Origin of the sequence: Sporosarcina aquimarina, from assembly GCF_023715615.1 — a bacterium.
Lineage (GTDB): Bacteria > Bacillota > Bacilli > Bacillales_A > Planococcaceae > Sporosarcina > Sporosarcina aquimarina_A.
The window spans coordinates 159,295-174,829 of the sequence record NZ_JAMBOM010000002.1 but is presented as its reverse complement, the minus strand read 5'-3'; the positions used below and the strand labels follow the sequence as shown (position 1 = coordinate 174,829).

14 protein-coding genes are annotated in these 15,535 nt (G+C 42.0%); 13 read left to right on the top strand and 1 reads right to left on the bottom strand.

Annotated features, from left to right (window positions below; all coding sequences use genetic code 11):
• The first annotated feature begins 133 nt into the window (after positions 1-133).
• The 12 genes from zapA to uvrC all read left to right on the top strand — a co-directional run bounded on the left by zapA (position 134) and on the right by uvrC (position 13,468).
• Positions 134-394, top strand: coding sequence for a cell division protein ZapA (gene zapA / locus M3197_RS07905; protein WP_251660449.1), 261 nt, complete (start codon positions 134-136; stop codon positions 392-394).
• A gap of 9 nt (positions 395-403) precedes the next feature.
• Positions 404-943: a CvpA family protein gene (locus tag M3197_RS07900; RefSeq protein WP_025783261.1), complete on the top strand. Its 540-nt coding sequence runs from the start codon at positions 404-406 to the stop codon at positions 941-943.
• Between the two features lie 77 nt (positions 944-1,020).
• Positions 1,021-2,727: a DNA polymerase/3'-5' exonuclease PolX gene (polX, locus tag M3197_RS07895; RefSeq protein ID WP_251660447.1), complete on the top strand. Its 1,707-nt coding sequence runs from the start codon at positions 1,021-1,023 to the stop codon at positions 2,725-2,727.
• Between the two features lie 16 nt (positions 2,728-2,743).
• Positions 2,744-5,101, top strand: coding sequence for an endonuclease MutS2 (locus M3197_RS07890; RefSeq protein WP_251660445.1), 2,358 nt, complete (start codon positions 2,744-2,746; stop codon positions 5,099-5,101).
• Positions 5,102-5,178: 77 nt separating this feature from the next.
• Positions 5,179-5,592 carry a DUF350 domain-containing protein gene (locus tag M3197_RS07885; RefSeq protein ID WP_251660443.1) on the top strand — a complete coding sequence of 138 codons (414 nt, stop codon included), beginning with the start codon at positions 5,179-5,181 and terminating at the stop codon, positions 5,590-5,592.
• A gap of 239 nt (positions 5,593-5,831) precedes the next feature.
• Complete coding sequence (locus tag M3197_RS07880; RefSeq protein WP_251660441.1) at positions 5,832-7,529, top strand: long-chain-fatty-acid--CoA ligase; 1,698 nt, start codon at positions 5,832-5,834, stop codon at positions 7,527-7,529.
• 93 nt (positions 7,530-7,622) lie between these two features.
• A complete protein-coding gene (fadR, locus tag M3197_RS07875) occupies positions 7,623-8,204 on the top strand; it encodes a fatty acid metabolism transcriptional regulator FadR (RefSeq protein WP_251661023.1) in 582 nt (193 codons plus the stop codon).
• Between the two features lie 317 nt (positions 8,205-8,521).
• Positions 8,522-9,295: an enoyl-CoA hydratase gene (locus M3197_RS07870; protein ID WP_251660439.1), complete on the top strand. Its 774-nt coding sequence runs from the start codon at positions 8,522-8,524 to the stop codon at positions 9,293-9,295.
• A gap of 21 nt (positions 9,296-9,316) precedes the next feature.
• Positions 9,317-10,090, top strand: coding sequence for an electron transfer flavoprotein subunit beta/FixA family protein (locus M3197_RS07865; protein ID WP_251660438.1), 774 nt, complete (start codon positions 9,317-9,319; stop codon positions 10,088-10,090).
• A 36-nt stretch (positions 10,091-10,126) separates the two neighbouring features.
• A complete protein-coding gene (locus M3197_RS07860) occupies positions 10,127-11,110 on the top strand; it encodes an electron transfer flavoprotein subunit alpha/FixB family protein (protein WP_251660436.1) in 984 nt (327 codons plus the stop codon).
• A gap of 176 nt (positions 11,111-11,286) precedes the next feature.
• On the top strand, positions 11,287-11,601 hold the full coding sequence (trxA, locus tag M3197_RS07855) for a thioredoxin (protein WP_025783270.1): 315 nt from the start codon (positions 11,287-11,289) through the stop codon (positions 11,599-11,601).
• 64 nt (positions 11,602-11,665) lie between these two features.
• The gene (gene uvrC / locus M3197_RS07850; protein ID WP_251660434.1) at positions 11,666-13,468 is read left to right on the top strand and encodes an excinuclease ABC subunit UvrC; all 1,803 of its coding nucleotides are present in this window, start codon (positions 11,666-11,668) and stop codon (positions 13,466-13,468) included.
• A gap of 774 nt (positions 13,469-14,242) precedes the next feature.
• Here uvrC and M3197_RS07845 read toward each other — a convergent pair.
• Positions 14,243-14,659: a YslB family protein gene (locus M3197_RS07845; protein ID WP_251660432.1), complete on the bottom strand. Its 417-nt coding sequence runs from the start codon at positions 14,657-14,659 to the stop codon at positions 14,243-14,245.
• A 230-nt stretch (positions 14,660-14,889) separates the two neighbouring features.
• On the opposite strand from M3197_RS07845, the gene M3197_RS07840 reads away from it, so the two are divergent.
• Positions 14,890-15,498 carry a succinate dehydrogenase cytochrome b558 subunit gene (locus M3197_RS07840; RefSeq protein ID WP_285851245.1) on the top strand — a complete coding sequence of 203 codons (609 nt, stop codon included), beginning with the start codon at positions 14,890-14,892 and terminating at the stop codon, positions 15,496-15,498.
• Positions 15,499-15,535: the final 37 nt, after the last annotated feature.

The window sequence follows — 15,535 nt, the reverse complement described above, 5'->3', positions numbered from 1 at the left end:
TCTAAAACGTTTTGTATAGTATACCGTGTCCCATAGAGAACACAAAAATAGTTTGCTGGCAATGCCTATGTTCACAAATAAACCTTTTTCGTGGTATGATTAACTTCATAGTTTTGGGCAGGAGGTTATGGCAGTGGAAAAAGAACAGAAAACACGGATTACCATCGATATATACGGTCAAACGTATACAATCATTGGGACCGACTCGTCTGCTCACGTTCGACAAGTGGCAACACTCGTGGACGACCTAATGCGTGAACTTAGTGCGCATAATCCGTCTTTGGATACGACAAAAGTTGCGGTGCTAACAGCTGTTAACAGTGTGCATGACTATTTGAAGTTACAAACTGAAAAAGAATTACTTGAAGAAGAATTGAAAAAGTTGAAGGGCTGACGGCTGCTAATGTTAGATATACTTATATTATTTCTATTGGTTGGAGGACTGATTACAGGCTTTAGAAGAGGATTGCTTGTACAAGTCTTACATATGACAGGTTTTATCGTTTCATTCATTGTTGCTTACGCGTATTACAAACAACTTGCGGATAAATTCGTTTTATGGATTCCATATCCGGGAGTTACCGCAGAGTCCAAGTTAAGCTGGTCATTTGGACAATTGGATTTAGATCAGACGTTTTACAGGTTGTTAGCATTTATCCTGATTTTCTTTGTTGTTAAATTCCTACTGCAACTCTTTGTGTCGATGTTCGACTTCCTGAAACATTTGCCTGTACTTGGATTCATCTCGCGTTTCTTTGGCGCGGCATTAGGATTTGTTGAGTTCTATATTATCATTCTATTACTCATCAGTTTCCTTGCTTTGTTGCCAATCGACTTTGTTCAAAAATTATTAGATTCGTCTTTACTGTCGAAAACCATGTTCGAACATACACCGGTCATTTCAAACGCAGTGAAAGAATGGTGGTACGTTTACACAAAATAAGTCTGAGCAGCTTCCCCCCCGAGCGGCGGGAAGCTTTTGTTCAGTCAGGGAACAAATAGAACGAGGAGGTTTTGTTGATGAACAAAAAAGTGATCATACAAACGTTGGAAAAAATTGCACTCTATATGGAATTACTCGGGGAGAATCATTTCAAAGTTGGCGCTTTCCGTAAAGCAGCGAACATCCTTGAAGTCGATCCAAGAAGCCTCGCTGAAATGGACGATATATTAACCTTGAAAGGAATCGGCAAAGGAACAGGTGCGGTTATTCAGGATCTATTAGACAAAGGGGAGTCCGACCTGTTAAACGAGCTTCAAGAGACCGTTCCAGCGGGAATGATCCCACTGCTTGAAATCCCGGGGCTTGGGGGCAAGCGAATTGCAAAACTCCATGAGGCACTAGGAATTGATTCAGTAGAATCGCTAAAAGAAGCTTGTGAGAAAAATGAAGTGAGCGCACTTCCTGGTTTCGGTAAGAAAACAGAAGAAAAGCTACTCCATGAAATTGAACAACTTTCTGAGCGTAAAACATCTTTCCCTCTTTGGCAAATGGTTAAATTTGTTGGACAAGTTGAACCGATTTTGGATGGAATTGAAGAAATCAGCAAATATTCAGTAGCGGGAAGTTACCGCAGAACGAAAGAACAAAGCAGTGACATGGATTTCATCATCGTGACAGATACACCATCTGTTGTACGTGAAAAGTTGCTAAAACTACTTCCGACTTTAGAAACGATTGCAGCAGGGGATTCAAAACTCTCCGTAACTTTGGAGTTGGAAGAAATCATCGACGTCGATTTCCGATTCGTGACAGACACACAATATGCAAGTGCGCTGCATCATTTTACAGGTTCAAAAGACCATAATGTAAGAATGCGGCAACTCGCAAAATCACGCGGTGAAAAAATTAGTGAATACGGTGTCGAGCAAGAGGACGGAACCGTGTTAACATTCGATTCAGAAGAAGACTTTTTCGCCCATTTTGATTTACCGTTCATCCAACCAAACTTACGTCAAGACGGTCGGGAGCTGGATCGCATAGACGAACTAGATGGTTTGGTCGCACTGAGTGACATCCGGGGCGACTTCCACATGCATACGACTGCTTCTGATGGAGGCTATTCGATTCGTGAAATGGCAGACGCATGCAGAGAAAGAGGCTATAGCCACATGGTGATTACAGACCACTCCCATTATTTGAAAGTGGCCAATGGTCTAACACCTGAACGGTTACTCGACCAATTGAAAGAAATCCGGGAAATCAATGAAGAGTATCCAGACATCGAAATTTTTAGTGGGACAGAAATGGATATATTGCCAGACGGTACACTCGATTTTGACGATGAAGTACTCTCGCAACTTGATTTTGTAATTGCATCCATTCATTCAAGTTTCAGTCAATCCCAAGAGCAGATCATGGAACGATTACATTCGGCAATGAAAAACCCGCACGTCGATTTAATTGCCCATCCTACAGGACGTCTCATTGGAAAACGGGATGGCTACAATCCGGATGTGCCTCAATTAATCGAATGGGCTGCGAAATATGGTAAGATTCTAGAATTGAACGCAAGCCCTCATCGCCTTGATTTGGACAAAGAATACTTAGAAATGGCGCAAGAGGCTGGTGTAAAGATATCGATCAATACAGATGCCCATGCCAAAGAGCAATTGGAGCTTATGGCTATCGGTGTAGAATATGCACAAAAAGCATGGTTGAAAAAAGAGACAGTTGTCAATACCTGGTCATTGGATCAGTTCAAACAAAGAATCGTTGATAAGTGAAAGGAAGGGATCCGCAATGGATTCACGTGTATTAAAAACTTTAGAGTTTGACAAAGTCCTCGCACAAGCGGCACAACAGTGTACGTTTCCTGCAGGACGAGCTGAGATGGAAAAGTTGAAACCGGATACCGACTTCGAAACGGTAGAACGACTTTTAGAAGAAACGGACGAAGGTCTTGCGATTTTACGTGTACGAGGAAATGTACCGATGGGAGGAATTACGGACATACGCCCGCACGCACGTCGTGCACAAATCGGTGGTGTCTTAAGTGCGCAAGAATTGATGGAAACTGCGTCAACCATTCGAGCGAGCCGTATTTTCCGTCAATTCATCGAAGCAGTTGTACAAGATGAAGAAGTAGAAATTCCAAATTTTATCACAATTAAAGAAGCCATGCCAATCGTAACGGGGTTAGAACATGAAATTAATAGTGCAGTCGATGAGAATGGACGAGTGTTGGATAGTGCATCCAGTGCACTACGTTCCGTCCGTCAAAGTCTGCGTATTCAAGAAGGTAGAGTACGCGAGAAGTTGGAGAGCATTATTCGAGGGAAAAACGCAGCGATAATGTTGTCTGATAGCATCGTCACAATTCGGAATGAACGATTTGTAATTCCTGTGAAGTCAGAATATCGCAGTCATTATGGTGGGGTCATTCACGATTCGTCTTCTTCAGGTCAGACGGTATATATTGAACCTGATGCAGTCGTGCAAGCAAATAACGAGATCCGTACGTTGAAATCGAAAGAAAAAGAAGAAATTGAAAAGATTCTTCGAGAGCTTTCCGCGTTTGTTCAAGAACACGCTCATGACTTGTTTATCTTAGTCGATCAGCTTGTGAAAGTGGATGTCATTTTAGCAAAAGCGAAATACGGAATGGCAAACAAGTGTACAAAACCAATAGTGAATCAAGATGGCTACATGCGCCTTTCAAAAGCCCGTCATCCACTATTGCCGATCGAAGAAGCAGTAGCCAATACGATTGAATTCGGAAATGACATTACTACAATTGTCATTACTGGACCGAATACTGGTGGTAAAACCGTGACCTTAAAGACTGTTGGACTTTGCACGTTAATGGCACAAGCGGGATTACCGATTCCTGTATTGGACGGCTCGGAAATCGCTGTTTTCGGATCCGTTTTTGCCGATATTGGTGATGAACAATCCATTGAACAAAGCCTTAGTACGTTTTCATCTCACATGGTGAATATCGTTGATATCTTGAAGAAATTCGATCATGATTCTCTCATTATTTTCGATGAACTTGGTTCCGGAACCGATCCACAGGAAGGGGCAGCACTCGCAATCTCCATTTTGGATGAAGTCCATGGAACAGGTGCGCGAGTGATGGCAACTACACACTACCCTGAATTAAAAGCCTACAGTTATAACAGAAATGGTGTTGCGAATGCAAGCGTAGAATTCAACGTCGATACATTGAGTCCTACGTATCGCTTGTTAATAGGCGTTCCAGGACGGAGTAACGCATTTGAAATTTCAAAACGACTAGGTCTCGGAGATCATTTGATCGAGCGTGCCAAAACGTTTACCGGAACGGATCGTGGTGAAGTCGACTCTATGATTGCTTCTTTAGAATCGAGTCGTGTTCAATCCGAAAAAGATGCAGAACGAACGCATGATTTACTTTTAGAAACCGAATTGTTGAAAAAAGAACTTGCCGAAAAACTTGCTGAAAACGAAGCGATGCAAACTAGATTAACGGAAAAAGCGAAAGAGAAAGCTAAAAAGATTGTGGAAGAGGCGAGGCTTGAAACTGAAGCAATCATTTCAGATTTACGTGCGCTTCGCATGACTGCAGGGGCATCTGTGAAAGAACACGAACTCATCGAAGCACGAAAGCGTCTTGAAAATGCTTCGCCGAAAGAAGCGAAAAAGAAAGCACTGAAAGCGAAAGCCGCTCCTCGTCCATTGCAAGTAGGCGATGAGGTAAAGGTTTTAAGCTACGGTCAAAAAGGAACACTAATTGACAAAGTGTCCGATACAGAATGGATTGTTCAAATCGGCATTTTGAAAATGAAGCTGGAACAATCTGGTTTGGAATTTGTGAAACCTGAAAAAGAAAAGAAGATAGTAGCTTCGACCGCAATTCGTGGGCGAGATCAGCATGTTAAATTGGAGCTCGATCTCCGTGGGGAACGTTATGAAGATGCAATCAGAAGGACAGAGAAGTATTTGGATGATGCATTGTTGTCCAACTACCACCAAGTATCCATTATCCATGGGAAGGGTACGGGTGCACTCCGACAAGGTATCCAGACCTACCTTAAAAAGCATTCCCGTGTAAAAAATTTCCGTTTTGGTGATGCAGGTGAAGGTGGACTCGGTGTAACAGTTGTTGAGTTGAAATAATTTTTTTTTGAAAAGTGAAACCTATTCGAGGCTCATTCGTACTCGTTAAGACATCACCGTAAAGGGGCCATCGAACTATGTCAAAGACTGGGTTTTGGAGTCATCCGTTAGTAGAAACAACTGGTTATTTTAGTACAGTCGTCCTTTGTCTCGTTGTTTCAATGGTCATATTTGAAATTGTGACAAAGTACAGATGTTGGGATGAAATTAAAAAAGGGAACTTGTCTGTTGCTTTTGCAACGGGAGGTAAAATATTCGGTGTTGCGAACATTTTCAGATATTCTATCGAACGTCACAACACGCTTCCTCAAATGATTGGATGGGGATTGTTTGGATTCTCGTTGCTCATTTTTGCCTACCTGCTGTTTGAATTTTTAACACCGATGTTCAAAGTAGATGAAGAAATTGAGAAAGATAACCGTTCTGTAGGGTTTATTTCGATGATTATTTCTGTCGGATTATCATTTGTCATCGGTGCAAGTATTTCATAAGAGTATGGTCAGTAGGAGACGATTACGTATATGGAGAAATTATCAAAAATATTACTCGTATTGTGTGTTTTATTTATCGCTTTCGGTATATGGTGGATGGTCAAGCAAACCCCGTAACTCTTGTAGTTACGGGGTTTGCAATTCCTTCCATTATTAACATTGTAAACGCCTTCATTTTTCGTTATACTTAGTAAAGAAAGAATATTCTATGAATATACTGGAGAAAAGGAGGCTGTTCCATGACGAACAAACCATGGCTTTCACAATACCCAACTGAAATACCTGCGGTTATCGACTTTGTTCCGATTCCTCTTCAAGAATTTTTAACACGCACTGCGTCCAAGTATCCTAAAAAGAATGCTATTCACTTTTTAGGCAAAGACATTACGTTCGGAGAGTTTTATGAATCCTCTTTGAAGTTTGCAAACTATTTACGGAAACTGGGAATCGAAAAAGGCGACCGAGTGGCCATTATGCTACCGAATTGCCCTCAAAATGCCATTGCTTACTATGGGATTTTGTTTGCAGGAGGTATAGTTGTTCAAACGAATCCGCTTTACAAAGAACGTGAAATCTCGTATCTGATGTCCGATTCAGGTGCCAAGGCAATTATTACACTGGACTTACTATTTCCCCGAGTGTCCTCAATATTAAAAGAAACTCAGTTGGAAAACATTATCGTAACTAGCATTAAAGATTACTTACCATTCCCGAAAAACGTCCTTTATCCTTTTATACAAAAGAAAGAAAACGGAATTGTAGTAAAAGTGGAGCACCGAGGAATTCATCATCTATACACTGAAATCATGAAGTCGACGCAAGCTGAATCGATTCAACTAGAATTTGATTTTGAAAAAGATATTGCTTTGCTACAATACACGGGCGGGACTACGGGACCTCCAAAAGGAGTCATGCTTACCCATAAGAACCTCATTGCAAACGCGGAAATGTGTAACGCATGGCTGTACAAATCCAAAGAAGGCGATGAAGTCGCAATGGGAATTTTACCGTTCTTCCATGTCTATGGGATGACGACTGTGCTCATTTTCTCAGTCATGTGTGGAAATAAAATGGTATTGATTCCAAAATTCGATTTCAAGACAGCACTCAAAGAGATTGACAAACAGAAGCCGACGTTATTCCCAGGCGCACCAACAATCTATATTGGCTTACTTAATCATCCAGATGTTGCGAAGTACGATTTGTCGTCCATTAAAGCCTGTTTGAGTGGGTCAGCTGCACTTCCAGTAGAAGTGCAAGAGAAATTTGAAAAAGTGACAGGTGGGAAACTGGTAGAAGGATATGGACTCACTGAAACATCTCCAGTCGCGATTGCTAATTTTGTTTGGGAAGGTCAGCGTAAACGCGGTTCCATTGGCGTACCATGGCCGAATACCGACGTTGCTATATTACCACCAGATTCTTCTATACCGATGAAACCGGGTGATGTAGGAGAGATTGCCATTAAGGGACCTCAAGTGATGACTGGCTATTGGAATCGCCCGGAAGAAACAAAAGAATCATTCCGTGAAGGTTGGTTTTTAACAGGGGACCTTGGTTATATGGATGAAGATGGCTTCTTCTACGTCGTTGACCGGAAAAAAGACATGATTATTGCAAGTGGTTTTAATATTTCACCACGAGAAATCGAAGAAGTATTATATGAAAACGAAGCGATTCAAGAATGTGTGGTCGCAGGAGTACCAGATCCTTATCGCGGGGAAACTGTGAAAGCCTATATTGTCTTAAAAGAAGGATATTCACTGACCGAAGAAGAACTAGATACGTATTGCAGAACAAATATGGCATCATTCAAAGTCCCACGGATTTATGAGTTCCGAAATGAGCTTCCGAAGACCGCTGTTGGGAAGATTCTAAGAAGAGCTTTAGTAGACGAAGAGAAAAAGAAAGTCGAGCAACAACAGTTGACATCCTAACTAAAAGGCTTGACTAAAAACTAAATAACTATTAATATGAAAATATGAATGAACCATCATTCATATTTTCTTTTTTATGGTGGTGAGAAAAAATTGAAGCGAGAAAAACCGAAATATAAAAAAATAGTGGACGCTGCTGTGTCAATTATCGCACAAAATGGCTACCACCAAGCACAAGTGTCGAAGATCGCAAAAGAAGCAGGCGTCGCAGATGGTACGATTTACTTGTACTTCAAAAACAAAGAAGACATCCTCATTTCGGTATTTCAAGAGAAGATGGCCGTTTTTGCAGACTACGTAAAAGATATTTTAGAAATGGATTTATCTGCTTCCGACAAGCTATTTAAAATGATCGAGAACCATTTTAAAGTGCTGCACGATGATCGCAACTTAGCCATCGTCACACAACTGGAGCTACGTCAATCCAGCAAAGAACTTCGTTTCCGTATCAACGAAGTACTAAAAGAATACTTAACCTTATTGGATGCTTTACTTCGAGAAGGAATTGAAAGTGGGGAGTTCTCTTCAGATCTCGACATCCGACTCGCTAGACAGATGGTTTTCGGCACAATCGACGAAACTACCACATCCTGGGTCATGAACGATCAGAAATACGACCTACTCGAACTAGCCCCAAGAGTACACAAACTACTACTCTCTGGCATGAAAGGGTAACTTTTATTCATAACTATTTGAGGTGTTATCTCTTTTGATGGAAGTATCCGTTGATTGAAGCGGAAGGCGTCGACTCCGAAGGGATAAGCGAAGATTGAAGACCCCGCAGGGAGCAACGCGACTGAGGAGGCTGAAATCGAGCCCCTCGGAAAGCGTACGCCTGAAGCGTAAATCAACCCCGTAATCTATCTGTGTAAACAAAATTGTCGCAACAAAGTGGAAAATCTTTATTTTTAAGAAACTAGTATGCTATCATTGAAGGCGCTTCCATTTTACAAATCATCATAGCAAACCGTACTGAAAAAGGATGGGATGACATGGATTTTTTGAAAGTCTCAATTGATCAAGGGGTCGCCGTCGCAACAATCAATCGTCCCCCTGCAAACGCTCTCTCAAGAGCACTCATTCTAGAAGTTGGCGACTTGCTAGAACAACTGAAGGACATCGAAGAAGTACGAGTGATCGTCCTTCACGGAGAAGGCAAATTCTTCTCAGCTGGAGCCGACATTAAAGAATTCACAACTGTCACTTCAGGAGCAGAATTCTCAAAACTGTCAGCAGACGGTCAACGTATCTTTGAGAAACTGGAAACCTATCACAAACCAGTGATTGCAGCCATCCATGGCGCAGCATTAGGTGGAGGGCTCGAACTTGCCATGGCGTGCCACATGCGTTTTGTAACTGAAAACGCAAAACTCGGTCTACCAGAGTTACAGCTTGGCCTGATTCCTGGCTTCGCTGGAACACAGAGGCTACCGGGATACGTTGGGAAAGCTAAAGCAGCCGAAATGTTGCTGACGAGCGATCCGATTTCGGGACTCGAAGCTGTGAAATGGGGACTTGCAAACCGTGTCTTTGCTGAAGACGTGTTGCTGTCCGAAACGATGGCGATCGCACACAAAATTGCAAAGAAGAGCCCAGTAGCTATGAAAGCTGCATTGGCCATGCTTCAATTCGCCAAAGACGATTCTTATCATAAGGGCGTCGAGGCAGAAGCGGATTCGTTTGGTGAAGTATTTGTATCAGAAGATGCCAAAGAAGGCATTCAAGCATTTATAGAAAAACGTGAACCTAAATTTAATGGACGATAATACGTCAAGGAGGTCTGCAGTATGAACATTTATGCTTTAGTAAAACGTACATTTGACACAGAGGAAAAGATCGTTGTTAAAAATGGTGCCATTCAAGAAGACGGTGCAGAATTCATCATTAATCCGTACGATGAGTATGCTGTTGAAGAAGCAATTCAGGTCCGTGATGAACACGGTGGTGAAGTAACTGTCCTTTCACTTGGTGGAGAAGACGCTGAAAAGCAGCTCCGCACTGCACTTGCAATGGGCGCTGACAAAGCGGTATTGATCAACACAGAAGATGACTTGGATGAGATGGATGAATTCTCAGCAGCTAAAATCATCTCTGAATACTTAAAAGACAAAGATGCTGACTTGATCATCGCTGGAAACGTTGCAATTGACGGTGGATCCGGTCAAGTCGGACCACGTGTCGCAGAACTTCTAGGCATTAACTATGTCACGACAATTACTGACTTGAAGATTGACGGGACATCTGCAACGCTTGTCCGTGACGTTGAAGGCGACTCTGAAACAATCGAAACTTCATTGCCACTTCTTGTGACAGCTCAACAAGGGTTAAACGAGCCTCGATATCCATCACTCCCAGGAATCATGAAGGCAAAGAAAAAGCCTCTTGAAGAATTGGAATTGGATGATCTCGATCTTGATGAAGAGGACGTCGAAGCAAAGACAAAGACAATCGACATCTTCATGCCACCAGAAAAGGCAGCTGGGCGTGTACTTGAAGGCGACATCTCGGATCAGGTAAGTGAATTGGTAAACTTATTAAACAAAGAAGCGAAAGTCATATAATACCAGCATCTTAAACCGTTCTAGGAGGGACTCTATATGTCTAAAAATGTATTAGTACTTGGCGAAGCTCGTGAAGGCGAACTGCGTAACGTCTCATTTGAAACGATTGCTGCAGCAAAAACAATTTCAGAAGGAGGAACAGTGACAGCTGTTCTCCTTGGGGACTCTGTTGAAAATCTAGCTCAAGAAATGGTTCAATACGGCGCAGATCGCGTTGTAACAGTTGAACATCCTCACTTGAAGCAATACACTTCAGATGCTTATAGCCAAGCATTCATGGCAGTCTATGAGCAAGAGAAGCCTGACGCAATTGTCTTGGGACATACTGCATTGGGGAAAGACCTTTCTCCGAAACTAGCAAGTAAACTAAGCTCAGGACTCATTTCTGATGTGACGAAAATTGAAGGAGAAGGCGATGCAGCTGAGTTCATCCGCCCAATCTATTCAGGTAAAGCTTTTGAAAAAGTTCAAAGCAAGGGCGGACTTCTATTTATCACGATCCGTCCAAATAACATAGAACCACTTGCGAAAGATGAAAGCCGTTCAGGTGACGTTTCATCTTTGTCAGTCGATATTACAAATCTTCGTTCTGTTATTGCAAACGTTGTTCGTAAATCTACTGAAGGTGTAGACTTGTCAGAAGCGAAAGTAATCATCGCTGGCGGACGCGGTGTGAAGAGTGAAGACGGATTCAAACCGCTCGAAGAACTTGCACACTTGCTAGGCGGAGCTGTTGGAGCTTCACGTGGGGCATGTGACGCGGATTACTGTGATTACTCCTTGCAAATCGGACAAACAGGTAAAGTTGTAACACCTGATTTGTACATTGCAGTAGGAATCTCTGGTGCAATCCAGCATATGGCTGGAATGTCGAATTCAAAAGTAATCGTTGCCATCAACAAAGACCCGGAAGCGAACATTTTCAAAGTTGCTGACTACGGAATCGTAGGCGATCTATTTGAAGTTGTGCCAATGATGATCGAAGAAGTTAAGAAACTAAAAGGGTCACCAGCTGTTTAATCAGTTGATGAAATAGCGAATTGATTTGAGAGAGCAGAAGTGGTTCCTTCACTTCTGCTCTAAAGTATTTGTAGATGAAAATGCGCTAGGAATGCAGTAGGCAGATATTTCGCCTGTTCAATAACTGCATGATATAATGTTTACATAGTTGTTACCTATAAAGGAGGACTTACCCAATGGCTATTTTGAATGCAACAGATGCAGATTTCACAGAAATAACTAATGATGGCGTAGTACTTGTTGATTTTTGGGCACCTTGGTGTGGACCTTGTAAAATGATTGCTCCAGTTCTTGAAGAGTTGGATGGAGAAATCGAAGGGAAAGCAAAAATCGTTAAAGTAAACGTGGACGATAACCAAGAAACAGCAAGCAAGTTCGGCATTATGTCAATCCCAACATTGCTCGTTATGAAAAACGGCGAGACTGTTGATAAAGTGGTTGGCTTCCGTCCGAAAGAAGAGCTCGCAAAATTGGTTGAGCAACACGCATAAGTTTACTATCTCAAACCGGGTCCCTTTTCTAGAGGAACCCGGTTTTTTTGGCAGGTGATTCTAGATGAATGAATTGATTCAAAACAAGCTTGCAATCCTTCCTGATATGCCTGGCTGTTATATGATGAAAGATCGTCAAGGGACTGTAATTTACGTCGGCAAAGCGAAAGTTCTAAAAAACCGTGTCCGCAGTTATTTCACGGGCTCCCATGATGCCAAAACACAGCGACTTGTGACTGAAATCGAAGACTTCGAAACGATTATCACGTCCTCTGATATTGAAGCGCTGATCCTCGAATTGAATCTGATCAAACAATACGATCCGAAGTACAACATCATGTTGAAAGATGATAAAACGTACCCCTACTTGAAGTTGACTGCGGAAAGACATCCTAAACTAATTGTTACACGTATTGTGAAAAAGGATAAAGGACGATATTTCGGACCCTATCCGAACGTCACGGCAGCGACGGAAACGAAGAAATTACTGGATCGGTTATATCCATACCGTAAATGCCATACGCTTCCAGATCGTGTTTGTCTGTATTACCATTTAGGGCAATGTCTTGCTCCTTGTGTGTATGATGTTCCTAAAGATACTTATAAAGAAATGACAGATGATATTGCTCGCTTCTTAAATGGTGGCTATAAGTCCATGAAAAAAGAGCTTACTCAAAAGATGCAGGATGCAGCTGAGAATCTTGAGTTTGAACGAGCCACTGAATATCGTGACCAAATCTCTAATATTGAAACCGTCATGGAAAAACAAACGATGACGATGCATGACTTTAAAGATCGGGATATTTTTGGTTATGCTGTTGAAAAAGGCTGGATGTGTGTTCAAGTATTTTTTGTACGTCAAGGCAAGCTCATTGAGCGTGATGTTTCTCTTTTCCCGGTTTATCGAGATCCAGAAGAGGAATTATTAACATTCATTGGACAATTTTATGGCAAACTATCGCATATTAAACCGAGTGAAGTGTTGTTGCCACCAGGAATTGACCAGGAGATCGTCGAACAATTGCTGGATGTCCATGTCTACATTCCTCAACGTGGGAAGAAAAAAGATTTGGTTCAGCTTGCAAATAAGAACGCAGCCATTTCTTTGAAACAAAAGTTCCAGTTAATCGACCGACAAGAAGAGCGGACGATTGGGGCTTGTGAAGAATTAAGCGATGCGATGAACATCTCAATTCCTTTGCGAATTGAGGCATTTGATAACTCCCATACTCATGGTGTGGAGCCAGTTTCAGCAATGGTTTCATTCGTCGATGGAAAACCGAATCGTAAAGACTACCGGAAATACAAGACGAAAACCGCTTCGGCACATGACGATTACGGCGCAATGCGCGAAGTCATACGCAGACGGTATACGCGTGTCCTAAAAGACAATTTGCCATTACCAGATTTAATTGTTATCGATGGTGGAAAGGGGCAGATGGGCATTGCGCGTGAGATCATTGAAGATGAGTTAGGACTATCCATACCGATAGCCGGGCTTGCAAAAGATGATAAACACCAAACTGCACAATTATTATATGGGTCACCGCCTGAGCTTATCCCGTTAAAGCGTTCGAGTGAAGCATTCTATTTACTTCAACGAATTCAAGATGAAGTCCACCGTTTCGCAATTACGTTTCACAGGCAACGTCGCGACACGGGTTCTCTCGTATCTTCGCTCGATGGATTGCCCGGAGTTGGTCCCAAGCGTAAGCAGAAATTACTGAAACACTTTGGTTCTGTGAAGAAAATTAAAGCTGCTACGAAAGAAGAGCTTGTTGAGGCAGGACTTCCAAAAGTTGTTGCAGAATCTGTAGCTGAATATTTTGCAGAAAAGAACAAGAATGCAGAACAAGCGAAAGAGTAAAAGAACGGGCCACCCTGGCTCGTTCTTTTTCATGCAATGGACAGGGTTATCTCTACTATAGAACCGTCGAGAGGGAAGAGTGCTCATAAAACGGGGGGAAGTGATCATAAATCGTAGAAAGTGCTCATAAAACTGGGATTGTGATCATAAACCACGAAATTTGCTCATAAACCAAGAAATGTGATCATAAATCTGAGAAAATGCTCATAAAGCACAAAAAGTGATCATAACCACCACGAAGCCCCTATCACGCGGCACGATTCACTGTAATTCAAGCTCAAACTCGCGCGAAGTGTTCACTTAACCAAATTAAATTAAGTGGTTGTATGTGTGCTTCGCTGTGCGAAGCATTTAGTGATCAATTTGAGATAATTTGAGTCGCTGTAGTCCGATTAATCCCACGTGCAACCTCCAACTCCTACTTACAGATGGTGGTGTGCTCATAAAACAGGGGAAGTGATCATAAATCGTAGAAAGTGCTCATAAAACAGGGATTGTGATCATAAACCACCAAATTTGCTCATAAACCCAGAAATGTGATCATAAATCTTAGAAAATGCTCATAAAGCACAAAAAAGTGATCATAACCACAGGCAAGCCCCAATCACGCATCACGATTCTCTATTAACCCCAGTACTACCTCGCGCAAAAATGCACTTAATCAATTAAAACTAAGCACTTAATGGAAATCAAGAGTATGCCTTCAATAGACAATGACAAAAATCCACACAAAAAACTGGAGGATGCGAAACCGCTCATCCTCCAGCCACGTGATTATTTTTCTATCTTATAGGTTTCATCCCAACGTACTTGCAAGATGATCTGTCTGGTTTTCTCATCTCGTGAACCGTAACATTCTGTCAAGCAACCATTCGCAATCTGGTATTGCTCAGCTATGAAGCCGGACTCCAAGTGATACGAATCCTTAGTAGCTGGAGAAATAATCCGTCCAGACAACTCATAATCAGCTTCTTCTTTACCTGAACTCACTAAACTCAATTCGCCCCAACCAGCTTCTTTAAAAAAGTCGGGGATTTCATCGACGGAAAAGACAGGGAACTTACGAGCAATTTCTTTTCCCGCCCAATACAAAATATCATCTTCATGTTTTCCCAGAATGCCAGGAATTACATGGTCTCTCAGTAGTTCGTAGCCGAATCGTGTCGGCTCTCCAGTTGAATCGTGTGCCAAAACGCGAGCATCCCTTTCGTATCTATCAAATTACCTCTCATGGTATGTCATTAGATTTACAACTAAAAGGTCAATCATACAAGTTCGTCACCTTGACCTTCCCAATATGGAGGAGTACAATGTACATGTTATTATATTGTAACATGAAGAGACGGACCGTCAAACATTCGCTTGTCGTTTTATCAGGTAGAAAAAGACATCCGGCTCCGAAATAAGGGAGGGTAAATCACTTGGTGAGAGAATCAGAGTTTTACTGGCGCCGACTGCATTCATTGCTTGGAATTATTCCAATTGGTTTGTTTGTGACGCAACACTTAATCATCAACCATTTTGCAACTAGAGGTGCTGAGTCATTTAACACAGCGGCGCACTTTATTGAAAACCTGCCGTTCATCTATTTCCTTGAATGGTTCGTCATCTACATACCGCTCATGTTCCACGCGTTTTACGGAGTGTATCTCGCATTTACTTCGAAAAACAACGTACAACGTTATGGTACATTCCGTAACTGGATGTTCATGTTGCAGCGTGTAACAGGGGTATTCCTTGTCATCTTCATTGCATGGCACATTTATGAAACACGTATCCAAAAAATGTTTGGTGCGGAGGTTAACTACGATATGATGGCAGAGATTTTTGCCAATCCATTCATGATCGTGTTCTACGCGCTTGGTATTCTTGCGGCTACTTTCCACTTGGCGAACGGCGTTTGGTCATTCCTAGTAACTTGGGGATTGGCACAATCACCACGCTCACAGAAGATTGTTACTTATGTAACTCTAGGTATTTTTGTAATTCTTTCTGTGATTGGAATGCGCGCACTATTTGCATTCGCTTAAGAAATACTACGTTATTATGTAAACTTTGAGGAGTGAA